18 protein-coding genes and 1 tRNA gene are annotated in these 22,283 nt (G+C 45.8%); 12 read left to right on the top strand and 7 right to left on the bottom strand.

The window, feature by feature from the left end; translation table 11 throughout:
* Window positions 1-200: 200 nt before the first annotated feature.
* From tig to G517_RS0106520, 7 genes are all read left to right on the top strand, one after another.
* Window positions 201-1,517 carry a trigger factor gene (gene tig / locus G517_RS0106550; RefSeq protein WP_028303743.1) on the top strand — a complete coding sequence of 439 codons (1,317 nt, stop codon included), beginning with the start codon at window positions 201-203 and terminating at the stop codon, window positions 1,515-1,517.
* Between the two features lie 78 nt (window positions 1,518-1,595).
* A complete protein-coding gene (clpP, locus tag G517_RS0106545; RefSeq protein ID WP_028303742.1) occupies window positions 1,596-2,231 on the top strand; it encodes an ATP-dependent Clp endopeptidase proteolytic subunit ClpP in 636 nt (211 codons plus the stop codon).
* Window positions 2,232-2,312: 81 nt separating this feature from the next.
* On the top strand, window positions 2,313-3,596 hold the full coding sequence (gene clpX, locus G517_RS0106540; RefSeq protein ID WP_028303741.1) for an ATP-dependent Clp protease ATP-binding subunit ClpX: 1,284 nt from the start codon (window positions 2,313-2,315) through the stop codon (window positions 3,594-3,596).
* Window positions 3,597-3,811: 215 nt separating this feature from the next.
* Window positions 3,812-6,235 (top strand): endopeptidase La, encoded by a 2,424-nt coding sequence (gene lon / locus G517_RS0106535; RefSeq protein WP_028303740.1) that lies wholly within the window; start codon window positions 3,812-3,814, stop codon window positions 6,233-6,235.
* A gap of 119 nt (window positions 6,236-6,354) precedes the next feature.
* Complete coding sequence (locus G517_RS0106530; RefSeq protein ID WP_028303739.1) at window positions 6,355-6,627, top strand: HU family DNA-binding protein; 273 nt, start codon at window positions 6,355-6,357, stop codon at window positions 6,625-6,627.
* A gap of 25 nt (window positions 6,628-6,652) precedes the next feature.
* A tRNA-Asp gene (locus tag G517_RS0106525) sits at window positions 6,653-6,729 on the top strand.
* 227 nt (window positions 6,730-6,956) lie between these two features.
* Window positions 6,957-8,816 carry a SurA N-terminal domain-containing protein gene (locus G517_RS0106520; RefSeq protein ID WP_028303738.1) on the top strand — a complete coding sequence of 620 codons (1,860 nt, stop codon included), beginning with the start codon at window positions 6,957-6,959 and terminating at the stop codon, window positions 8,814-8,816.
* Window positions 8,817-8,947: 131 nt separating this feature from the next.
* Here the strand turns inward: G517_RS0106520 and G517_RS18085 are convergent, their stop codons facing one another.
* From G517_RS18085 to gloB, 7 genes are all read right to left on the bottom strand, one after another.
* A complete protein-coding gene (locus tag G517_RS18085; RefSeq protein WP_036590674.1) occupies window positions 8,948-9,763 on the bottom strand; it encodes a phosphatase PAP2 family protein in 816 nt (271 codons plus the stop codon).
* Complete coding sequence (locus tag G517_RS18080; protein ID WP_036590723.1) at window positions 9,753-11,249, bottom strand: ABC transporter ATP-binding protein; 1,497 nt, start codon at window positions 11,247-11,249, stop codon at window positions 9,753-9,755. Before G517_RS18080 ends, G517_RS18085 begins: the two co-directional genes overlap by 11 nt.
* On the bottom strand, window positions 11,246-12,313 hold the full coding sequence (locus G517_RS0106505; protein ID WP_051206176.1) for an ABC transporter permease: 1,068 nt from the start codon (window positions 12,311-12,313) through the stop codon (window positions 11,246-11,248). The genes G517_RS18080 and G517_RS0106505 overlap by 4 nt, the downstream gene beginning before the upstream one ends.
* A 1-nt stretch (window position 12,314) precedes the next feature.
* Entirely contained in the window at window positions 12,315-13,400 is a 1,086-nt protein-coding gene (locus G517_RS0106500) for a microcin C ABC transporter permease YejB (RefSeq protein WP_028303736.1), read from the bottom strand.
* A 105-nt stretch (window positions 13,401-13,505) separates the two neighbouring features.
* Entirely contained in the window at window positions 13,506-15,374 is a 1,869-nt protein-coding gene (locus tag G517_RS18075) for an extracellular solute-binding protein (RefSeq protein WP_084632102.1), read from the bottom strand.
* A gap of 165 nt (window positions 15,375-15,539) precedes the next feature.
* Window positions 15,540-17,228 carry a lytic transglycosylase gene (locus tag G517_RS0106490; RefSeq protein ID WP_211224260.1) on the bottom strand — a complete coding sequence of 563 codons (1,689 nt, stop codon included), beginning with the start codon at window positions 17,226-17,228 and terminating at the stop codon, window positions 15,540-15,542.
* A gap of 30 nt (window positions 17,229-17,258) precedes the next feature.
* Window positions 17,259-18,023, bottom strand: coding sequence for a hydroxyacylglutathione hydrolase (gene gloB, locus G517_RS0106485; protein ID WP_028303734.1), 765 nt, complete (start codon window positions 18,021-18,023; stop codon window positions 17,259-17,261).
* Window positions 18,024-18,240: 217 nt separating this feature from the next.
* On the opposite strand from gloB, the gene G517_RS18070 reads away from it, so the two are divergent.
* The 5 genes from G517_RS18070 (at window position 18,241) to G517_RS0106460 (ending at window position 22,273) form a co-directional block, all read left to right on the top strand.
* Complete coding sequence (locus G517_RS18070) at window positions 18,241-19,071, top strand: class I SAM-dependent methyltransferase (RefSeq protein WP_157833165.1); 831 nt, start codon at window positions 18,241-18,243, stop codon at window positions 19,069-19,071.
* Between the two features lie 174 nt (window positions 19,072-19,245).
* The gene (gene rnhA, locus G517_RS0106475) at window positions 19,246-19,689 is read left to right on the top strand and encodes a ribonuclease HI (protein ID WP_028303733.1); all 444 of its coding nucleotides are present in this window, start codon (window positions 19,246-19,248) and stop codon (window positions 19,687-19,689) included.
* 60 nt (window positions 19,690-19,749) lie between these two features.
* The gene (gene dnaQ, locus G517_RS0106470; RefSeq protein WP_028303732.1) at window positions 19,750-20,463 is read left to right on the top strand and encodes a DNA polymerase III subunit epsilon; all 714 of its coding nucleotides are present in this window, start codon (window positions 19,750-19,752) and stop codon (window positions 20,461-20,463) included.
* 26 nt (window positions 20,464-20,489) lie between these two features.
* Window positions 20,490-21,314, top strand: coding sequence for a hypothetical protein (locus G517_RS0106465; protein WP_028303731.1), 825 nt, complete (start codon window positions 20,490-20,492; stop codon window positions 21,312-21,314).
* Window positions 21,311-22,273: a type II secretion system protein N gene (locus G517_RS0106460; protein ID WP_028303730.1), complete on the top strand. Its 963-nt coding sequence runs from the start codon at window positions 21,311-21,313 to the stop codon at window positions 22,271-22,273. Before G517_RS0106465 ends, G517_RS0106460 begins: the two co-directional genes overlap by 4 nt.
* The last annotated feature ends 10 nt before the right edge of the window (window positions 22,274-22,283 follow it).

The following is a 22,283-nucleotide window of genomic DNA, read 5'->3' as shown; positions in this document are numbered from 1 at the left end:
CTAACCCTTTGATTCTTAATATTTTATATTTTTTCAGGTTAGTGGTGATTAAAATTAAGAGTTGGATCCATTTTTTTCATATTCTTTGCCTTCTTATAGCCTGTAAGAGCGATAACCGCTTGCTTGCGAGTGTATCTACTCTTAAAATCTCCCTCTTTCGGCTTATTTAAAGAAGCATTAAAGTATTGCGAGGATTTTTCATGCAAGTTTCCGTTGAAACGACTTCTGGTCTTGAGCGTCGCGTCACAATTCAGGTGCCAGCAGCGCAAATTGATGAAGCAGTTGAGGAGCGTCTGAAACAGACTGCTAAAAGCGCACGTATCAACGGCTTCCGTCGTGGCAAGGTGCCAATGAGCCACGTACGTCGCCAGTTTGGTGGTGAAATACGTGCTGAGATTGTTTCTGACGTTATGCGTAACAAATACGTAGAAGCAATTACTGCTGAGAAGCTTAACCCAGCTGGCTTCCCAGAGATCGACGCTACTGTTAATGAAGCAGGTAAGGATCTTGAGTTTATTGCAACACTGGAAGTTTACCCAGAAGTTGAAGTAGGTTCTGTTGCAGATCTAGCGGTTGAAAAACCAGTAGCCTCTGTTTCTGATGAAGATCTGGATAAAATGGTTGAAGTTCTACGTGAGCAACAAGCTAAGTGGAACGAAGTTGACCGTGCAGCGACAGAGCAAGATCAAGTTAATATCGATTTTGAAGGTTTCATCGATGGTGAAGCATTCGAAGGTGGTAAAGCTGAAGGCCACGATTTAGGTCTATCTTCAGGTACTTTCATTCCAGGCTTTGAAGCACAGCTAGTAGGCGCTAAAGCAGGTGAAGAGAAAGACGTGAACGTTACGTTCCCTGATGATTATCAAGCTGAACAGTTGAAAGGCAAAGATGCTGTATTCAAAGTTAAAGTGAATAAAGTATCCGAGCAGCAAAAACCTGAGCTAAATGACGAATTCTTCAAGCAGTATGGTGTTGAAGAAGGTGGTTTAGAAGCATTCCGCGCCGATGTTAAGAAAAACATGGAGCGTGAGCTGGCTCAAACGATCAAAGGTAAGGTTAAAGAACAGATCGTTTCCGCTCTTGTAGAGCGTAATGAATTTGACGTTCCTAAAGCTTTGATCAGCAATGAAATTGATGCACTGCGTCAGCAAGCTGTTCAACAGTTTGGCGGTCCATCTAATTTTGATGCGTCTGCGCTACCTGCAGAGCTGTTCCAAGACCAAGCGGTAAAACGCGTTAAGTTGGGTCTTTTGATGGCTTCTGTTGTTGAAAGCAAAGAGCTAAAAGCTGATGATGCAACGATCCGTGCCTATGTTGAAACACTGGCTGAGTCTTACCAAGACCCTCAGCAAGTTATTGAGTACTACATGGGTAATGAGCAAATGCGTCAGCAGCTAGAGTCTGCGGTATTAGAAGAGCAAGTTGTTGAGGCGCTATTGTCTGAAGCAGCTGTAAATGAAGTTGAAATGTCTTATGACGATGCGATTAAACCAGCTGAAGAAAAAGAAGCTGCTTAATCTCTAATATCGTTTTGACGACTTCATAGCCTGACCCCTATTATGGGGGTCAGGCATTTTTACGAAGGGAATATGCATATGAGCAATTCGCACGATATGATTAATTCAGGCGATGTTATTAATTCAGGCTTAGTGCCGATGGTTGTTGAGCAATCAGCTCGGGGCGAGCGTGCATACGATATTTATTCGCGGTTACTGAAAGAGCGCGTTATCTTCCTTGTCGGCCCTGTTGAAGATCATATGGCCAACTTAGTCGTCGCTCAGCTGCTGTTTTTAGAGTCAGAAAATCCGGATAAAGATATTCATCTCTACATTAATTCTCCGGGTGGCTCGGTAACGGCTGGTATGTCTATTTACGACACCATGCAGTTTATTAAACCTGACGTTAGTACTATGTGTATTGGCCAAGCAGCCAGTATGGGTGCTCTATTGTTGGCTGGTGGTGCTGAAGGTAAGCGTTATTGTCTGCCTCATTCTCGTATGATGATCCACCAACCATTGGGTGGCTTCCAAGGGCAGGCAACGGATATTGAGATTCATACTCGCGAAATTTTAACCATTCGCGAAAAACTGAATAAAGTATTGTCTCACCATACCGGTAAGCCGATCGAAGAGATCGCTAAAGATACTGACCGTGATAACTTCATGGATGGTGATACAGCGGTTGCATACGGGCTGATCGACAAAGTTCTGGATCAGCGAACGCAGGGCTGATTGTTCAGCGCTGTTGAATTTTACGCGGCAGCATACTTCCTAATGAGGTCGCTGTTGCGCTTGAATAAACCGAGGTAACGAATGGGCCAAAATGATTCCGGTAATGATGGCGGCAAGCTATTGTACTGCTCATTCTGCGGAAAAAATCAGAATGAAGTACGCAAGCTGATTGCCGGCCCTTCTGTTTATGTTTGTGATGAGTGCGTTGATCTTTGCAACGATATTATTCGTGAAGAGATTATGGAAGATAAGCCTGAATCTGAGTCAGACCGTCTACCTGCACCGAAAGAAATTCGTACGACACTTGACGAATATGTTATTGGTCAGCCAAAGGCTAAGATGACATTAGCGGTTGCTGTTTATAATCACTATAAGCGTCTGCGCCATGATAGTCGTACCAAAACAGATGTTGAGCTAGGCAAGAGTAATATTTTGCTTATTGGTCCAACAGGTAGTGGTAAAACACTGTTGGCAGAAACCTTAGCGCGTTTATTGAACGTACCCTTTACAATCGCTGATGCGACTACGCTGACAGAAGCCGGTTATGTGGGTGAAGATGTTGAAAACATCATCCAAAAGCTTCTGCAAAAATGCGACTATGATGTTGAAAAGGCGCAGCGCGGGATCGTTTATATTGATGAAATCGATAAAATCTCCCGCAAGTCTGATAACCCATCGATTACACGAGATGTTTCCGGTGAAGGTGTTCAGCAAGCACTATTGAAACTGATTGAAGGTACGGTTGCTTCTGTTCCTCCTCAGGGCGGACGTAAGCATCCACAGCAAGAGTTCTTACAGGTTGATACCTCTAATATTCTCTTTATTTGTGGTGGTGCATTTGCAGGCCTTGAGAAGGTGATTCAAGATCGCTCCTCCAAAGGCGGCATTGGCTTCTCTGCTGAAGTGAAGAGTAAAGAACTTGAAAAATCTGTTGGTACCATGCTGCTTGATGTTGAGCCAGAGGATTTAGTTCGTTTTGGTCTGATTCCTGAGTTTGTTGGTCGTTTACCTGTCGTAGCGACGCTGCAAGAGCTGGATGAAGAAGCGCTGGTTCAGATCTTGAAAGAACCTAAAAATGCATTAACCAAGCAGTATGCTAAGCTATTTGAGATGGAAGACGTAGAACTAGAGTTCCGCGATGAAGCCTTGCAAGCTGTTGCTAAAAAGGCAATGGAACGCAAAACAGGTGCTCGTGGCTTGCGCTCTATTCTTGAATCCGTTCTTCTGCCAACCATGTACGAGATCCCTTCAACGGAAGGTGTCTCTAAAGTTGTGGTTGATGATAGTGTTATTCGTGGTGAATCAGAGCCTCTGTTGATTTACAGTAACGAGAAACCAGATCTTGTCTCCGGTGATAAGGGATAAGGTTTGTATCAGAAAGGGGCCCTAGGGGCCCTTTTTTTTTGACGGTTCTTTTCTTGCGATTCTTTTTTGATGATCAGAAATACGATAACTTGAACAATTTTTCACGCCAGATCAAAGGGTTGTAATATTTTTTAACGACCCCATTTGTCTAAAATAGATAAGATTTTTAACGTATTGGATTGGCCGGTACGTTCCGGTTTAGAGGTGGTTCTGCTATGGAGCAGAAACAAACAAAAGACGCATTAGATACGCAGACGTTCCCGCTATTGCCTTTGCGGGATGTTGTTGTTTTTCCACAAATGGTATTGCCTCTGTTTGTTGGACGTGAACGTTCTATTAATGCTTTAGAAGCGGCAATGGCTGATGGAAAGAAGGTTTTCCTAGCAGCGCAGAAAGAAGCAGGTGTTGATGAGCCTGCAGTGGATGACCTGTATCGAGTCGGTACGGTTGCATCGGTATTACAGCTGCTTAAATTGCCCGATGGTACGGTTAAAGTACTGATTGAAGGTGATTCCCGTGCAGAGCTTGAAGCGGTAGTGGACAGTGGTGAGTTTTTAGAGGCCAGTGTTGTTATTCGTGATCCTGAAGCGTTAAGTGATCGCGAGGCTGAAAGCCTATGCCACGTACTAATGAATCAGTTTGAGCAGTACACAAAGCTCAGTAAGAAAGTTCCTGCTGAAGTGTTAACGTCGTTAAAGAATATCAGTGATCCAAGCCGTTTAGTTGATACCATGTCGGCTCACTTGTCTTTAAATGTGGCGGAAAAGCAAAAACTGCTGGAATCAGACAAGGTTCGCGATCGCATTGAACAGTTGATGACTTACATCGAAACTGAGATCGACCTGCTTGAAGTGGAAAAACGTGTTCGTGGTCGTGTTAAACAGCAGATGGAGAAAAATCAGCGCGAGTACTATCTGAATGAGCAAATGAAAGCGATTCAGAAAGAGATGGGCGAGCTGGACAACGGTACCTCAGAAATTGACGAATTGGCTGCACGTATTGAAAGTGCGGGCATGCCAAAAGAAGCAAAAGACAAGGCTGAGACTGAGCTTAAAAAGCTTAAGATGATGTCGACAATGTCTGCTGAAGCCACAGTGGTTCGTAGCTACATCGACTGGATGGTTAGCCTACCGTGGAAAAAACGCTCTAAAGTTTCCCACGATATGGAAAAGGCAGAAGAGGTTCTAGAAGCGGATCACTACGGTTTAGAAGAAGTTAAAGAGCGCATTTTGGACTATCTTGCGGTTCAAAAACGCGTGAAGAAGCTAAAAGGCCCTGTTTTATGTTTGGTTGGCCCTCCTGGTGTTGGTAAAACATCGCTAGGTCAATCGATCGCCAAAGCGACTAATCGTAAATATGTGCGTATGGCGCTAGGCGGTGTGCGTGATGAGTCTGAAATTCGAGGCCATCGCCGTACCTATATTGGCTCTATGCCAGGCAAGCTATTGCAAAAAATGTCGAAGGTGGGTGTGAAAAATCCACTATTCTTGCTAGATGAGATCGACAAGATGGGTATGGATCACCGTGGTGACCCTGCATCGGCACTGTTAGAAGTGTTAGATCCAGAGCAAAATAGCAAATTTAATGATCACTATTTGGAAGTTGATTATGATCTTTCCGATGTGATGTTTGTTTGTACTTCTAACTCGATGAATATCCCAGGCCCATTGCTTGACCGTATGGAAGTGATTCGTTTACCGGGTTATACCGAAGATGAAAAACTGGCGATCTCTGAGCGCTATTTGGTTAAAAAGCAGTTTGAACAAAATGGTTTAAGTGATAAAGAGCTGTCTTTTGATAAAGACGCCTTGCTCGAACTGATTCGTTACTACACCCGTGAAGCCGGTGTCCGTGGCCTTGAACGTGAGATTGCTAAAGTTTGCCGTAAAGCCGTGCGAGATATTATTAAGCGTGGTTCAGAAGGCTTTAGCGACATCATCGAACTCACTCAAGAGAAAATTGAAGAGTACTGTGGCGTTCGTAAGTTTAGTTATGGTCTCGCTGATGTCGAGGATCAAGTTGGACGTGTAACGGGCCTTGCTTGGACACAGGTTGGTGGTGAGCTACTTAATTTAGAAGCGGCCTCTGTGCCGGGTAAAGGACGTACAATCCATACCGGTTCCCTTGGCGATGTTATGAAAGAATCGATTCAGGCGGCAATGACCGTTGTTCGTGGTCGAGCTGAAGGCTGGGGAATCGATCCGCAGTTTTATGAGAAACGTGATGTGCATGTTCACGTACCTGAAGGCGCTACACCAAAAGATGGCCCAAGTGCGGGTATTGGTATGTGTACAGCGTTGATTTCTGTACTTTCAGGTATTCCTGTTAAAAGTACGGTTGCTATGACCGGTGAAATTACCCTACGCGGTGAAGTATTGCCGATCGGTGGCCTGAAAGAAAAATTGCTGGCGGCCCGTCGTGGTGGTATAAAAACGGTCATCATACCGGAAGAGAACCGAAAGGATCTTAAAGAGGTTCCGGATGCCATTAAAGATGAATTGGACATTCGTCCTGTTAAGTGGATTGATGAAGTATTAGAGATTGCTTTAGCCTCTCAACCGGTTCCATTTGTTGCTCCTTTGGCCAAGGATGATGCCTCAGCGGGAAAAGATAGCGGATCTCAAGCAAGTACTCATTAGATTACTTGACGCTTTGAAGGTCTATTGGTATAAATTGCGCCTGTTTTTTCTGCGTAAGCCACCAATAAATCTGCGCATTTGTTTTTGGCCGTGTTGGCCATATTGTTAAGGGGTGAAGAGTGAATAAGTCTGAACTGATTGATGCGATTGCAGCGTCTGCTGATATTCCTAAAGCTGCTGCTGGTCGTGCACTAGACGCGATGATCGAAACCGTTTCTGAATCTCTTCAAAAGGGTGATTCAGTAGTATTGGTTGGCTTTGGTACTTTCTCTGTAAAAGAGCGTGCAGCTCGTACAGGTCGTAACCCTCAAACGGGTGCTCCGATCGAAATCAAAGCCGCTAAAGTACCTAGCTTTAAGCCAGGTAAAGCTTTGAAAGACGCTGTAAACTAAGATTCGGTCTTAGAGTAAAAGATTTGGATCGGTAGTTCAGTTGGTTAGAATACCGGCCTGTCACGCCGGGGGTCGCGGGTTCGAGTCCCGTCCGATCCGCCAAATCGAAAAAAGCACATCTTCGGATGTGCTTTTTTTTTTAAGTGCCCTTTCTCAACGATGCTTAGGCGAACATTCTATTTCTGTACCATCTCTCATTTAGTTTCTGTACCATCGTTCATTTAGTTTCTGTATTTGTAGGAACAGCATTTTGTATTGCCGCCCAGACGGTTATAATCATTTTAATTTCACATACACATTTATAATTTAAACCCACAAGAGACATTTAAATGCTTCAGAACATCAGGGATAAGTCATCCAGTTGGGTGGTTAAAGTCATCGTAGGTTTTATTATCTTAACCTTCGCCATGTTTGGTCTTGATGCCATTGTTGGTGCTTTCACTGGAGGCAGCGATGAAGTTGCCACTGTCAACGATGCTAAAATCAGCCGTTATGATTTAGAAACAGCAACACAACGACAAGTGCGCCAGGTTCTTTCTCAAATGGGGCCTGATGCGGATCCTTCTAACCTGAATGAGAATCTCATTCGCCAGCGTGCGCTTCAAGGTTTAATTGATCGTGAAGCAGCGCTACAAGCAGCCCAAGAGGGTGGCTTAGTGGTTAGTGAGCTTCAAATTGATCGCTTGATCTTAAGCACGCCAGAGTTTCGTGGACCTGATGGTCAGTTCAGTCCTGACCAGTTCAATACCATGTTACGCACGGTTGGTATGATGCCGCGCCAATTCCGTGAAGAGTTACGGAAAGATGTTCTGATCAACCAATTCCAAGGCGGTGTTAGCCTTAGCGAGTTTCTACCCAAGAAGTATGTTGAGCAGGTGATGGCATTAGATAGCCAAACTCGTGATATCAGCTACGTTGCTTTAAAAGCGGAGCAGCAGCTTGATGTTTCAGTGTCTGACGCTGACGTTGAAAGCTACTATCAGGACAATCGTACATTGTTCAGTCTGCCTGAGCGTGTACAGCTAAACTATATCCGTATCAGCCAAGATGATTTTCTAGCCGATGCCACCGTGACCGATGCAGAGCTTGAAAGCGCTTACAACCGCTATGAGCAGACCAGTCGCCGTCAAGCCAGCTACTATGCCTCGCATATCTTGCTCGACACCGAAGAGCGGAGCCAAGATGAAGCGGTTGCAGAGCTTAACGCACTCAAAAAACGTATTGATGAAGGTGCTTCCTTTGCTGAATTAGCGAAGGAGTTTTCCGATGATATCGGCTCTTCTGCTAACGGCGGTAAACTCGGCCTTGTGGAGCCTGACAGCTTTGATGCGGATTTTGAACAGGCGCTGTTTAGCTTAGAAGAAGGTGGTGTGTCTGATCCTGTTGTAACAGAGTTTGGTGTGCACTTGGTTTATCTGGATAAAAAAGAGCTTCCCGTTGTGGCTAGCCTTGATGAGATGAAACCGACCTTACTAGCAGAGTTAAAAGCGAATAAAGCCGCTAAAAAATATCTGTTGATGACCGAAGAGCTGGCTAATGCGGCTTTTGCATCATCTGACCTTCAGGCTCCAGCCGAAGAGTTTAAGTTAGATGTTGAGTCTACAGCGCTATTTTCTGCGCAAGGTGGCGAAGGCATCGCTTCTCATCCGAGTGTTATTCGTGCCGCCTTTTCTGAGGTTGTTAAAGACAACGGTGAAAACAGTGACCTGATTGAGCTTGATGATAAGTCTGCGGTTGTGATCCGTGCTGCAGTTGTTAAAGCACCCTCTATTCAGCCCTTGGAAGAGGTTGCTGAACAGATCAGCCAAAAGCTAACTTTGGAGAAACAGGTTAAAGCGGTAGAGAAGCAAGCAGAAACCTTGATTGCAAGTGCAGGTGAGGCTGGCCTTGTTAACGTTGCTGAAACAGCCAAGCTTACTGTAGAAACAGTAGCGGGGGTTTCCCGTGTTGATCAGTCTGTACCTCGCGCTGTGGTTCAGCAGGCATTTTCTCAAGCTGAGGGCAGTGTTAAACAGGTCGTTTCCGGTGATGTGGTTTACTTGGTACAAGTTACTGGCGTGGCTCAACCAGAAATATCTGAAGAGTTTGTCGCTTTCTATGAACAGGCGATTCGTTTATCTCAAGCCCGTAATACCGTGCAGCAGGTTCGTGCTAGCGTTGCGTCCCAAGCAGATATTACGCGTCTTTAGAGCTATACGGTGAGCTTTTGCTTACCGCTTTTCATAGCGTAACCATATGAGACCAGCCTTATTTGAGGCTGGTCTTTTGCTATCTGGGTGGGCATAGAGAATTACTGGATAGGTTATTTAATGTATTACGGTCAAGCTATCTCTTTTTTATCAACCGATAGTCGATAAACTAACCGTCCTAATGAATAGCCTAGTAGTGCATAAATTAGGCTATAGCTTGCGGTATTGGTGTCTGGGTAGGGTAGGGGCCTAAGGTAAAAATAGTAAGCGAGGAGTAAGCATAATACGCTGCCTAGGGCGCGATAGAGTTCTTCAGCCTTTGGGCTGGAAGGTATCATCTGGCGGATAATTCCTGAGCCAACAACCCCCATGCTTAAGCCTATAACGGCACCCCAAATAAGATCTAAAGGCCAATGCACACCGATGGCGATACGGGACAGTGCAATAAGGTTGGCGAGAATCAAAATTAAAGCTTGGACAGGTCTTGAATCAATGAGGGTTAGCCATGTCCCTGCAACAAAAAAAGCGGTGGCTGTATGCCCTGATGGTCGAGCCGGAGAGTTAATATCCGTTGTAATAAAGTGAAATAGTTGATGATCCAGCGCTAGATGAGGGCGGGTAATATCCAGTCCGATTTTTAGACTATAAACACAAAGGGTGCAAAGTGTTCCCGTAATCATCGTATGGAGCACAAGGTGAGGATATTTATGCCATAAAAGGCTAATGAGTACTGCGCCTACCAGTGTGCTGCCCATATTGGTGATATTTGTCCAGATCATATCAGGCAGGTGCTGAGCCAGTTTATTAATATGGATAAATAAAATCTGATCCGCATCCGCAAGGCTGATAACAACACCGACAACGATTAATGGAATGATTAACCCAGCCAAGCGTTTATGGGTTAAAGCAGGGCATTTACCGGTGAACATAAAGTGTTTACTGGTCAAGATGAAGCACCTTATGGCACATGGCCCGTGCCACTGTTGGATCATGGGTAATCAATATATAGCTGACCTGATGTTTAATTTGCAGTGACTTTAGCAGCTCCACCACTTGTTTCTGCACACTTTTATCTAAGGCAGAGGTAGGTTCATCCAGTACGATCAGTTTGGGTTTCAGGATTAAAGCCCGAGCAATGGCAATGCGTTGGCGCTGTCCGCCAGAAAACTCATGGGGGTAACGATGACGGCTATCTCTATCTAGGCCAACTTCCTGCATTGCGGCGCTGACTAAGGCCTCTATCTCTGGTTCAGGGGCGGGGTAATGCACCCTTAAGCCCTCAGCAATAATATCGCCTATGGTCATACGAGGACTTAAACTGCCAAACGGATCTTGCAGTACCACTTGTATCTGCTTTCGGGCTTGGCGCATCTCTTCGGCGGATAGTTGGCTAAGATCCTGCCCGTTAAAATGGATTGAACCATCACTTTCGATTAGACGCAAAATAGCCATTCCTAAAGAGGTTTTACCGGAACCGCTCGCCCCTAAAAAACCAACACACTCCCCTTGCTGCAAGCTAAAATCAGCATCGGTGACCGCTTTAATATGGCCGACCACTTTTTTGAAGAGCCCTTGGCGAATGGGATACCAAACATTAAGGTGTTCCACCTTAAGTAGCTCTGGGGCAGATTCTTTTAACGGAACCGGCTCACCTTCAGGATCGGCCTGTAGCAGCATACGGGTGTAGTCATGGGTTGGCTGGTTGAAGATCTGTTCGGTGGTTCCTTGTTCGATAATCTCGCCGTGCTGCATCACACAGACACGGTCAGCATAATCACGCACAATATTCAGGTCATGGGTGATTAACAGCACTGCCATCTGGTATTTCTGCTGCAAAGACTGAATCAGATCTAAAATCTGCCCCTGGATCTGCTGATCTAACGCCGTTGTCGGTTCATCGGCGATTAAGAGTTCGGGTTCGTTGGCGATAGCCATGGCAATCATGACACGTTGGCGCTGGCCACCGGAAAGCTGATGAGGTAGGGCTTGATAACGCTCTTCTGCCTGCTCAATGCCAACTTCTTTAAGCCGTGCAACGGTCTCCTGAAACAGTGATTCTTTGCTGAACGGACGATGTAAGCGGATGATCTCCGCGACCTGTTTGCCGATACTTTGCAGCGGATTAAGCGATGACATCGGCTCTTGAAAGATGACCGAAATACGATTGCCCCGCAGACCCATTAACGTACGTTCGTCGGCCTGACCAAGCGCTTGCCCATCAAATAGAACCTCACCGGAGAGCTGTTGGGCGTTAGAGGGTAATAAGCGAGGAATACTTAAGGCTGATAATGATTTGCCAGAGCCGCTTTCACCCACTAAACCCAAGGTCTCACCGGCAGATAGGCTAAAGGAAACCTCTTTTACGATGGGAGGCTGGTCGCCAAAGGCAAGGGTCAGGTTATTAACCTGCAGCAGTGGAGTTGAATGTTTCATCGGGAGCCTCCGGTATGACGAGGATCAAAGGCATCCCGTACGCCTTCACCAATAAAAACTAACAGGGTGAGCATAATTGAGAGCACCATAAAGGCGGTAATACCTAACCAAGGGGCATGTAGATTAGCTTTCCCTTGAGCAACGAGCTCTCCCAGGGATGGCGAGCCCGGTGGCAAACCAAAACCAAGAAAATCTAATGCGGTTAATGTTGAAACGCCACCGGTAAAAATAAAGGGCATAAAGGTCATAGTGGCTACCATGGCGTTGGGTAGCATATGACGCCACATAATCAGATGATTTGGAACACCTAGGGCTTTGGCCGCGGTGACATACTCAAGGCTGCGACAACGTAAAAACTCGGCACGCACAACATCCACCAGCGCCATCCAGCTAAATAGCAGCATAATACCGAGCAGCCACCAGAAGTTAGGTTCCACAATGCTTGAAAGAATAATCAGAATAAAAAGCGTTGGCAGGCCGGACCAGATCTCAATAAAACGCTGCCCCACTAGGTCTATTTTTCCGCCAAAGAAACCTTGTATCGCCCCGACAAAAACGCCAACCAAAGTACTGCCTAGGGTTAAAGCGATGGCAAACAGCATAGAGATACGAAAACCGTAGATCGCCCGAGCAAGAACATCCCGCCCTTGGTCATCGGTGCCTAGCCAGTTCTCGGTTGTTGGGGGGCTAGGGGCCGGCTGATCCAGTTGGTAATTAATGGTGTCGTAACTGAAATGGATTAACGGCCAGATGATCCAGCCTTCCGCTTCTATCAGCTCTTGAATATAAGGATCGGTGTATTCCGCTTCCGTGGTGAAATCGCCGCCGAAGGCTGTTTCTGGGTACGACTCAAGCACTGGAGTAAACCACTGCCCCTGATACTGAATCAGTAGCGGTTTATCATTCGCGATCAGCTCCGCAAATAAGCTTAACGTGAATAACAATGTAAAGACGATGAATGCCCAATAGCTGCGCTTATTACGTCTAAAACTGGCCAGTCGACGCTGGGTAATGGGAGAAGAGGTTAGGGTTTTTATTGCCCGTAAAGAAGAAAATAGAGTCATATCAGCGATTCTGTCCTTCAAAGCTGATTCTTGGATCAACTAGAATATAGGTGATATCACTGATCAGTTTTAATAATAGGCCGATTAGGGTGAAGATATAAAGTGTGCCAAAGATAACAGGATAGTCTCGTTGCATAACGGCTTCAAAACCCAATAAACCGAGGCCATCTAAAGAGAAGATCACCTCAATTAATAGTGAGCTGGAGAAAAAAATACCGATTAATGCTGCGGGCATACCGGCAATAATCAGTAGCATCGCATTTCGAAAAATATGCCCGTACAACACCCGTTTTTCAGAAGCACCTTTGGCTCGGGCGGTCATCACATACTGTTTATTAATCTCGTCTAAGAAGCTGTTTTTGGTGAGCATCGTCAGTGTGGCAAAGCTTGAAATTACAGAGGCTAGCACCGGTAAAGTAATATGCCAGAGATAATCACCTACTTGGGCATACCAAGGCAGTTGGTCAAAATTATCGGAGGTTAATCCTCGTAATGGAAACCAGTCAAGGTAGCTGCCACCGGCAAAGACCACGATCAGAAGAATCGCAAACAGGAAATTGGGAATAGCATAACCCACAATAATAATGCTGGATGACCAAACGTCAAAGGGTGAGCCGTGCTGAACCGCTTTTCGGATGCCCAGTGGAATCGATATCCCGTAAACAATTAAGGTCGTCCAAAGCCCTAGGGAGATAGAAACAGGCATCTTCTCTAAGATAAGATCCCAGACTGACTTATCCCGAAAGAAGCTGTCACCAAAATCAAAGGTTAGGTACTGGCCTATCATCTGAATAAAGCGTTCGTGGGCGGGTTTATCAAAACCGAACTGGCGTTCAATATCTTTGATGAGCTGTGGGTCAATACCCTGTGCGCCACGATAATCGGAACGGCTGCTTTGGGATTGTAGCTCTGCCTGTTCGCCTGCGCCTATGCGAGTGCTGGACTGACTATCTAAACCATCCAGCTGTGCTAAAACTTGTTCCACGGGGCCGCCGGGGGCGGCCTGAACGATAATAAAATTGAGCAGCATAATTCCGAATAGTGTCGGAATCATCAGTAGTAAACGCCGCGCGATATAGCTCCACATAGGCAATTCCTAAAGCGCCCGCTGGCAGGCGGGCTTATCATATTCAAATAAAACGTTGGGTCAATTGTTTGTTCATGGCCGACTTATGGTTTATACATGGCTTAATTAAGGTGCCTGATACCACCATGTATCGGTTGCTAGCTGATACGGCGGTGTTTTTTTAGGATGTTTTATCGCTTGATCGTAGGCCACGCGGTATTGGGTGATACCAAAGTGAGGCACTAAATAGTGACCCCAAAGTAGAACCCGATCTAACGCCCGAGATGCGATAACCAGCTCATGACGAGAACCGGCAGTGATCACTTTTTCAACCAGTGCATCTACGACAGTGTTTTGAATGCCGATAATATTTCTGGAATCGACTTTGTTGGCGTATTCTGAATGCCAAAACTCCCGCTGCTCATTGCCCGGTGAATTAGATTGGCCGATGCTATGCACCATCATATCGAAATCAAAATTACGCACTCGGTTGATATACTGCGTGGTATCGACGATACGAGTATTTAACGTGATGCCTAAGCGTTCAAGATTCTTTTTGTATGGGTGAACGACACGTTCAAAGGTTGAGTCATAAAGCAGCATTTCAATCTCAACGGGTTGGCCGTTTTGATCAATACGTTTGCCATCTTTAATCTCCCAGCCGGCTTGTTTTAGCAGGCGGGCTGCTTGGCGAAGTTCCTGTCGAATATTGCCATCAGCCTTGGTTTTGTTTAGGGCAAAAGCTTTGGTAAAAACCTCTTCAGGGAGTTGATCTTTAAAGGGAGCCAGTAATGCCTTTTCTTCTACAGAAGGTAAACCGGTTGCGGCCAGTTCAGAGTTAGAGAAATAGCTCTCGGTTCGGGTATACGCGCCGTAAAACAAGTTTTGGTTGGTCCACTCAAAATCAAAGGCTAGATTGAGTGCTTGGCGCACCCGAATATCCTGAAATTTATCACGGCGAAGGTTAAAGACAAAAGCCTGCATACCGGTTGGGTTCTTATGATCAATATTTTCTTTAATGATACGACCTTCGTTTAATGCCGGTGACTCATAGGCTGTCGCCCAGAATTTTGAACTGTTTTCACGTCGAAAATTTAAGCTGCCTGCCTTAAAGGCCTCAAGGGCAACAGTGCCATCACGGTAGTATTCAAATACCAATTGATCAAAATTATGACGACCTTGGTTAATAGGAAGATCCTTTCCCCAATAATTGTCAACGCGTTGATAGTGAATAGAGCGGCTACTTTCTACCTTGGCGATTTTATAAGGGCCAGAGCCAAGGGGAGGCGTTAATGTGGTTTTGCTAAAATCGTTATCCTGCCAGTAATGTTTTGGCAATACAGGTACTTGCCCAATAATTAAGGGTAGCTCTTTGTTGTCCGTGATGGTGAAGTTAAAACGCACCTTGTTTTGATCGACTTTTACGATGTCTTTAATGTCGGCATAGTACGCGCGGTAAAATGGACGACCTTGCTCACGTAATGCATTGAAAGTGAAAATGACATCTTCTGGTGTTACCGGTTTGCCATCGTGAAAGCGAGCCTGCGAGCGCAGTTCAAACTCAACCCAGCTGTTGTCATCGGCTTGAGTAATGGTTTTAGCCAGTAAGCCGTATTCAGAGAAGGGTTCATCGGCGGAAGATTCCATCAAAGTATCGTAAATTAGGCCGATGCCTGATGCGCTGACCCCTTTGATAATAAAAGGATTTAAGGAATCAAAGGTGCCTAAGGCCGCTTGTTTAAGAGTGCCACCCTTGGGTGCGCTGGGGTTAACATAGTCGAAGTGTTGGAAATCTGCAGGGTACTTTAAGTCGCCGTGCATCGCCAAGCCATGTTGTGGCGGCTGGGCCATCAAGGTTGGTGATAGCGATAGGGTTAAACATAAGCCGGCAAGCTGGCTTAGCCACTTAAACTGAGAAATTTTTTTTAGCCTTGGTCGATGCTTTAAATGCGACCGGCACGTTGAGATGGATAAACATTTTAAAGAGGTCGGCATATTAGGGCTCCTGTCAATTTCCTTATATTCTTCAATAAGCTACGAAGATTTTTTATCATTATGGAAGCATACGGAACTGAGAACGATAGGCAACAAAAAAGGGTGCAGAGCACCCTTTGTTCCGAGATCAGCCAGATTAAGACTTAAAGCCGCGCGTTAGGTTCATTAGCGGCTGCGAGTCACGTCAACAAACAATGTTAAACTTTGGCCTGGTTGCAAATATTTGCGTTTATCGATCTTATTCCAGTTTACAATTTGCTTAACGCTAACGTTAAATTTGCCGGCAATAAGCGCCAGCGAGTCACCTCGACGGACACGGTAGCCTACCCGTCGAATAATCTGGCGGTCTTTTTGGACATTTGAGGCTGAAGGGCTCGCTTTTGACCAGATAATCAGTTTCTTACCTGGCATTAACGGATCGGTTGGTGCCATACCGTTCCAGCGGGCTAGCTCACGTATGCCCACTTTGTGTTTGCGAGATAATTCCCAAAAGCTATCGCCTTTTTGTACAAAGTGCTCAATTTTTTTGCCGCCAGTATTGCTGCGATCATAGCTTTGTTTGTTCTTCAGTCGCTGGCTTGAGCTAAGTGCGTAATGGCTGGCGCTAGCCTTAGGGATCGGAATTAACAGTTTGCTGCCTGCTCGGATCGAGTTGCCTCGGATTTGATTGGCATCTCGTATCAATTCAGGGGTTGTTCTAAAGCGTTTAGCAATATTAATTAGGTTATCGCCAGAGGCTACTTTGTATCGCTGCCAAGCAATACGTTGACGGGGGGGGACTTTGTTTAAATTTTCTTTGAAAATTTCTGACTTTTCAATCGGCACCAGCAAGCGGTGAGGCCCGTTAGGTGAGGTTGCCCACTGGCTAAAACCAGGGTTTAACAGATAAAGTTCGTTGATTGAAATATCGGCCATTTTGGCGGCCTGAGCCAAGTCGATCTGCGCCTCGGTATCAACCGCCGCAAAATATGGCTCGTTTGGCAGATGTCGCAATTTGATACCGTATTCATCGGCATTTTTAATCAGTTTGGCCAGTGCGATCAACTTAGGCACGTAGGCTCGGGTTTCATCTGGTAATCTAAGAGCCCAAAAATGCGTTGGTCTTCCTGCTTCTCGGTTTTTGCGAATCGCTTTATTAACGGTTCCACCACCAGAATTATAGGCTGCAAGAGCATGCATCCAGTCGCCATCAAAACGGCGAGCTAAGCGATCAAGATAGGTGAGCGCGGCATCGGTGGAGTCCAAAACATCACGGCGACCGTCATACCACCAATCATTTTCAATACCAAAATAACGGGCTGTAGATGGGATAAACTGCCACATACCCGACGCCCGTCCGTGGGAGTAAGCAAAAGGATCATAGGCGCTTTCTACAATCGGCAGTAGTGCAAGCTCACCGGGTAGATTACGCGCTTCAACCTCTTTAACCACATGGAACATATAGCGTTCAGCGCGGGTAAATACTCGGTCTAGGTAATGGGGGTGGCGTTTATACCAGTTCAATTGAGCAGCGATGCGCGGATCGTCGCCATCAAGATCTAGCTTGAAGCTTTGAAGCAGGCGATCCCAGAGATTAAATTCAGATAGCGCTGGGGTTTCCCATGAGCGCCATTCAGTACTGGGGTTAGTTTGTTCTGCATTGGCAAGACCTAAATCATAAACCACCTGCTGGCTTTGTGCTCGGTAGGTTTCCAGTGCAACAAAGCTTTCTGTGGCAGGCGTAACCGCTGATTTTGCCGTATCCTGCCCTTGCCATGATTGTTGGTTTGGCTTGGTGATACAGCCGCTTAATGCCAATGACAAGGTGAAAGGTAAGAGGCAATAACCGGCTTTTTTAAATTTATTAACCATCATATATGAGATAACTAAACACTTATTTCTTGATTAAAAGTTATTTTTCCACTGGCGAATAACGGTGAAAACTTCAATAGGATCAATAACTAATGACCCTGCCTGCTCCATGGCGGCGGCAATAACAGGGGGCTGACGATTTCTGAGGAACGGATTATGACATTTTTCCGCAGCGATTGTCGTGGGTAAAGTCGGTAAATTACGGTCACGAAGACGGTTGGTGTTTTGTATGGCTCTGAGCACATAAGGGCTATCGGGCTCCACCGCAAGAGCGAATTTAAGATTGGCTTGGGTGTACTCATGGGTTGGGTAAACTGAGGTTTCATCCGGCAGCGCCGCTAACTTTTGCAGGGAGGCATGCATCTGTTCTGGTGTGCCCTCAAAAATTCGACCACATCCTGCAAAGAAGAGGGTATCGCCACAAAACAGCAGCTGCTCATTTTGGGCATAAAAACCAAGGTGATCTAACGTGTGACCTGGAATTTCAAGCGTTGTAAAGGTGCAATTTAAAATATCCAGTGTGTCATCTTCTTTTAGCACCACATCGGTGCAGCTTGGTACGTCTGCGCCATAGGCTTGTATGCCATAACGCTGTTTTAGCTCGATAACGCCGCCAGTATGATCTTGGTGGTGATGAGTGATCAATATTCCTTTTAAGCTCAGATTAAGCTGTTCTAAGGATGCTATTACCGGCTTAGCATCGCCGGGATCGACAACCCACGCTTCTTTCTTGTCATTGTCGGCCAGTAACCAGATATAGTTGTCATTGAACGCTGAAATTGGTTTGATTTCTAGCATAAAGGTATCCATTGGCTAAGGTGGTGAAGACGGTTGCTTAAGTCTCTGCATCGGTTTTCTGCAGTATTTAAGTACCTGTTTTATAGCATAATGAATGGCCTTCTAGCATTATTTCAATACTCAGGGCATAAAATGCTCGTTAGAATGGTGTAGCAAAAGTATTTTTCTAGCGTGGATACGAACAAGGCGAATAGGTGAATCTGTGGCGTTTAGTGGATTGCGAAAAGATAGACGAGAGTTATCTGCTTTTACGGATGCTTTAGAATACTGGTGGCGTCAGCCTTTAGGACGAGAGCTGTTAGACGCTGAATCTGTTCAGCTGGAACCTTTTTTGGCAAAAACCTTTGGTTATCACTTTCTTAATTTGGGTGTTTCCCCCCATGTGAGCCTAGAACATTTAAGCCCTATTAAGCACTCGATGGTGTGGAGCCCGGCATTAGTGACTGATGCGGGAAGCTCTGTTTTAGTGTCTCAGGCTGATGCGTTGCCTTTACCGGATGACAGTATTGATGTGGTGGTATTGCATCATCTGCTTGATTTTGTTGAAAATCCTCATATGGTGCTGCGGGAGGCTGCTCGGGTGACCCAGCATAAGGGGCATCTTATTATCGTTGGCTTTAACCCTGTCAGCACTTGGGGGGCTTGCCGAGCGGTTCACTCCCGTTATTCTGTACCTTGGGGAGGGCGGTTTATTGGTTTAAGTCGCTTAAATGATTGGTTAACGCTCTTGGATTATCGAATTGAAGATGTTCAAACGGTTATGCGTCGACCCGCGATTAATAACAGTCAATGGTTGGAAAAAACCCGTTGGTTGGACTCTATTGGTTGGCTAAATAGCTTTGGAGCCGCGTATATCGTTTGGGCGAAAAAAGAGGTCGGTTGCTCAACGCCGATTAGACAACCTTGGCAGCAAAGACCATTTATTTCTGGGGTAGTATCACCGGCTTCAAAAGGGGTGGCAAGTCGAAGTGGGACTAATACTCACGCTGCAATATCTAAAAATGCAGACAACCAAGAACCTGCGTCAATCAATAGCTCTAAGCTTTAGTGAGTGATGGTTCTTTTTGTTGTGGCTCTTTTTATGCCTCTTCTTATTGGCTCTTCCTTAACCGTTCTTTGAATAGCGTTGGTTTATTGGCAGCTGAAAATATAGAATAGCCCCTGCCGATAAGCGAAAGATTATCATTAACAAGTATTTATCGTCGTTTGTGTGGAGTTTAGATTGAGTAATCTAGTACGAATTTTTACGGATGGTGGTTGTAAAGGTAACCCAGGCCCAGGCGGGTGGGGAGCGATTCTCTATTATGGTGACGTGACCAAAGAGATTAAAGGCTCTGAGCCAGAGACAACCAATAATCGCATGGAGTTAATGGCCGCGATTCAAGCTTTGGAGCTATTAAAGCGTCCTTGCACGGTTGAGTTAACCACCGACTCCCAGTATTTGCGTCAAGGTATCACCCAGTGGATTCATAACTGGAAAAAACGGGGCTGGAAAACCTCTGATAAAAAGCCGGTTAAAAATCAAGATCTTTGGCAGCGCCTTGATGCAGCCGTTGACCAGCATAAGGTTGAGTGGTCTTGGGTTAAGGGGCACGCGGGTCATCCTGATAATGAGCGCGCCGATGAACTGGCCAACGAGGCGATTGCCGAGCTATTAAGCTGCTAAGTCGTCATCGGTTTATTTAAGATATTGACTCCACAAAACTCATTCTATGAGACAGGTTCTATGAGACAAGTTGTACTAGATACTGAAACCACCGGCCTTGAAGCATCTTTGGGACACCGTATTATCGAAATCGGCTGTGTTGAGCTGATTAATCGCAAATTTACAGGCCGTACTTATCATCAATATATTAAACCTGAACGGGATATTGATGTTGAGGCGCAGGAAGTACACGGTATCTCCGCAGAATTTCTGAGTGATAAGCCTGTGTTTGCTCAGATTGCTCAAGATTTTTTCGATTTTATTCGAGGCAGCCAGTTGGTCATCCATAACGCCCCCTTTGATGTGGGCTTTATGGATCATGAGTTTAAATGGCTAGATGAAGCTACAGGCAGTCACTTTGGTAAAACCGTAGACCATTGCCAGATTCTTGATACATTGGTGATGTCTCGTCAGATGCATCCTGGTTCACGGCACTCATTGGATGCCTTGTGCAAGAAATACGATATTGATAACTCCCACCGTGAATTGCACGGCGCATTGCTCGATGCTGAGATTTTAGCGGATGTTTATCTTCGTATGACCGGCGGTCAAACGGACTTAAAGCTGGTTGCCGAAAGTGACAATGAAGGTAATGATCACTCCGATGCGTCTACGATTCAACGCTTAAGTTCAGATCGAATTGCTCTGCCTATTATTATGGCGGATGATCAGGAAATGACCCTTCATCAGGAAAAAATAGCGGCCATTGATGGGCTGTGGAATCGCATAGATTAATCATCGCCTGTTATTAGAAGGATTTTATGAGTCAATATCGTAGTCAACAGAATGTTATCCAGCAGGCTGCTTTTTTTCCTAAGCCATTGGTTAAGTGGCTGCTGCCGCTCTCATTTTTGCTGGCGCTTATCTGCTATTTTCCTGCAGAGCTGGCGTGGCGCTATAGCGGCCTAACGGAGCGTTTACCGAAAGCGTTAGGGCTGGCCAGTATCAGCGGTAGCATTTGGAATGCTGAAGCGGTGCTGGATCTGCAGCACCAGAAGCAAACACTTCAATTAAAAGTTGGCTGGCGGTTAGGTTTTTCAGCGCTTTGGCAGCAAGGGTACTGGTTGGCAGTTAATATGACGTACCCCGGTACATCCTTACAGTTGCTGGCATCTCCCAATGTGACGTTAACGGGGTTAACAGGAGGTCAAGGGGTGCTATCTGGAGCGATCAATCCATTATTGATTAATCCGCTGTTAAAGCGCAATAAAGCCTGGATCGACGGTGATATTACGATTAATCGGCTTGACTGGCGAATTGAAAATGCTCGACCTAGTTTCCTGCAAGGGACGGTTATCTGGCAAGGCGGTGACACTTACTTTATTCAACCGGCTAAAGCCGATAGGCCGCAGTTAATTCGTTATCCTCAGCTAGCGCTTAAGGCAAAAACCGATGCGGACGGTGTTATTAACGCCATTGTAACAACACTTGAACAGCCTAAGGCCTTGGTTGATGTTCGTTTAAACCCCGATGGATGGCTGTCGGCCACGGTTTTTGGTCGATTAAAACAAGCAGTTCCTGACTTACCGGTACCAAGAAAACCCGTCGAACAGGCTTTGATTAAGTACAAGGAGAAGCTGTTTTGAGTCTTAATCTTAGTCCGTTGCAGTCGTTTGTAGCGCCTTTTTTTAATCGCATTGCACCGTTTTTAAAAGCAGGCTTAGGCGCTGTTATTCTGAGCGTTTGTGGTTGGCAGGCCGGTGCTTTGGTCGCAACCAGTCTTCAAAAAAATGCCCCAGTTACACTATCCAATAGGCAGATTGAGGACTGGCTTATTGCTGGTCAGCGGCCGGTTAGTACACCCAACTCACTGGCCTATGACCGGCTTTTTACTCGACAAGATATACCAGACCGAGCGGTTATTGTGCCAAAAACACCGCTTAAAATGGTGCTTAGTGCGGTTTTTGTGGCCCCAGAAAATAAAGACTCCGGCGCGATCATTGCGACGTTAAACCGCACTGCTCGTTACTATAAAGTCGGTGATAATGTTGAGGGCAATATACACCTTAGTTCTGTGCAAGAGGATCATGTGGTATTAGATAGAGACGGTAATGCCGAAGCGCTCTATTTTAAAGAGAAAAAACCGGGGACCAAAGGTACCTTATCCCCTGCCGTAAATGCTCCCCCAAGACAGCAGCCCGCTCGTCAAATTGGAGCCGTTGCGCCACGTAAAGGTTTGCCTCCAGAGCTACAGTCTTTGCCCGATACTGAACTTGGCGCTGATATTCGTCGCTTAAACTCCACTGCGTTTATGCGAAAGTATCAGCAAAAATTCCAAGAAGACCCGCAGGCACTTTTGATGCAGGCCGGTATGAGTCCAGCCCCAGGCGGTGGTTATGAGGTAGGTAACAGTCCCTATGCTTCGCTATTAACCTCGGCAGGCTTGGAGATGGGGGATGTTATTTTATCGGTCAATGGTAATTCCCTCGGTAGTCCGCAAAATGATGCTCAGCTTTTAGGGCAGCTGTCTCAGCAGAAAGAGGTTGAAGTGTTGATTCAGCGAGGCAGTCGGCAGTTTGCAGTTTCGTTTCCGATAAGTCGTTAATATTGTTATA

This window comes from Oceanospirillum maris DSM 6286, from assembly GCF_000422865.1.
In the GTDB taxonomy this organism is placed as follows: domain Bacteria; phylum Pseudomonadota; class Gammaproteobacteria; order Pseudomonadales; family Halomonadaceae; genus Oceanospirillum; species Oceanospirillum maris.
The sequence above is the reverse complement of the archived record's forward strand: the minus strand, read 5'-3'. Positions and strand labels throughout refer to the sequence as shown.

Bases quoted from the DNA above. Each gene is read 5' to 3' on its own strand.
- G517_RS0106520 (WP_028303738.1), top strand. From the start codon at position 6,957: ATGCTTCAGAACATCAGGGATAAGTCATCCAGTTGGGTGGTTAAAGTC.
- G517_RS0106465 (WP_028303731.1), top strand. From the start codon at position 20,490: ATGAGTCAATATCGTAGTCAACAGAATGTTATCCAGCAGGCTGCTTTT.
- G517_RS0106500 (WP_028303736.1), bottom strand. From the start codon at position 13,400: ATGTGGAGCTATATCGCGCGGCGTTTACTACTGATGATTCCGACACTA.
- clpP (WP_028303742.1), top strand. From the start codon at position 1,596: ATGAGCAATTCGCACGATATGATTAATTCAGGCGATGTTATTAATTCA.
- clpX (WP_028303741.1), top strand. From the start codon at position 2,313: ATGGGCCAAAATGATTCCGGTAATGATGGCGGCAAGCTATTGTACTGC.
- dnaQ (WP_028303732.1), top strand. From the start codon at position 19,750: ATGAGACAAGTTGTACTAGATACTGAAACCACCGGCCTTGAAGCATCT.
- tig (WP_028303743.1), top strand. From the start codon at position 201: ATGCAAGTTTCCGTTGAAACGACTTCTGGTCTTGAGCGTCGCGTCACA.
- G517_RS18075 (WP_084632102.1), bottom strand. From the start codon at position 15,374: ATGCCGACCTCTTTAAAATGTTTATCCATCTCAACGTGCCGGTCGCAT.
- G517_RS0106490 (WP_211224260.1), bottom strand. From the start codon at position 17,228: ATGATGGTTAATAAATTTAAAAAAGCCGGTTATTGCCTCTTACCTTTC.
- G517_RS18080 (WP_036590723.1), bottom strand. From the start codon at position 11,249: ATGAAACATTCAACTCCACTGCTGCAGGTTAATAACCTGACCCTTGCC.
- gloB (WP_028303734.1), bottom strand. From the start codon at position 18,023: ATGCTAGAAATCAAACCAATTTCAGCGTTCAATGACAACTATATCTGG.
- G517_RS0106505 (WP_051206176.1), bottom strand. From the start codon at position 12,313: ATGACTCTATTTTCTTCTTTACGGGCAATAAAAACCCTAACCTCTTCT.
- lon (WP_028303740.1), top strand. From the start codon at position 3,812: ATGGAGCAGAAACAAACAAAAGACGCATTAGATACGCAGACGTTCCCG.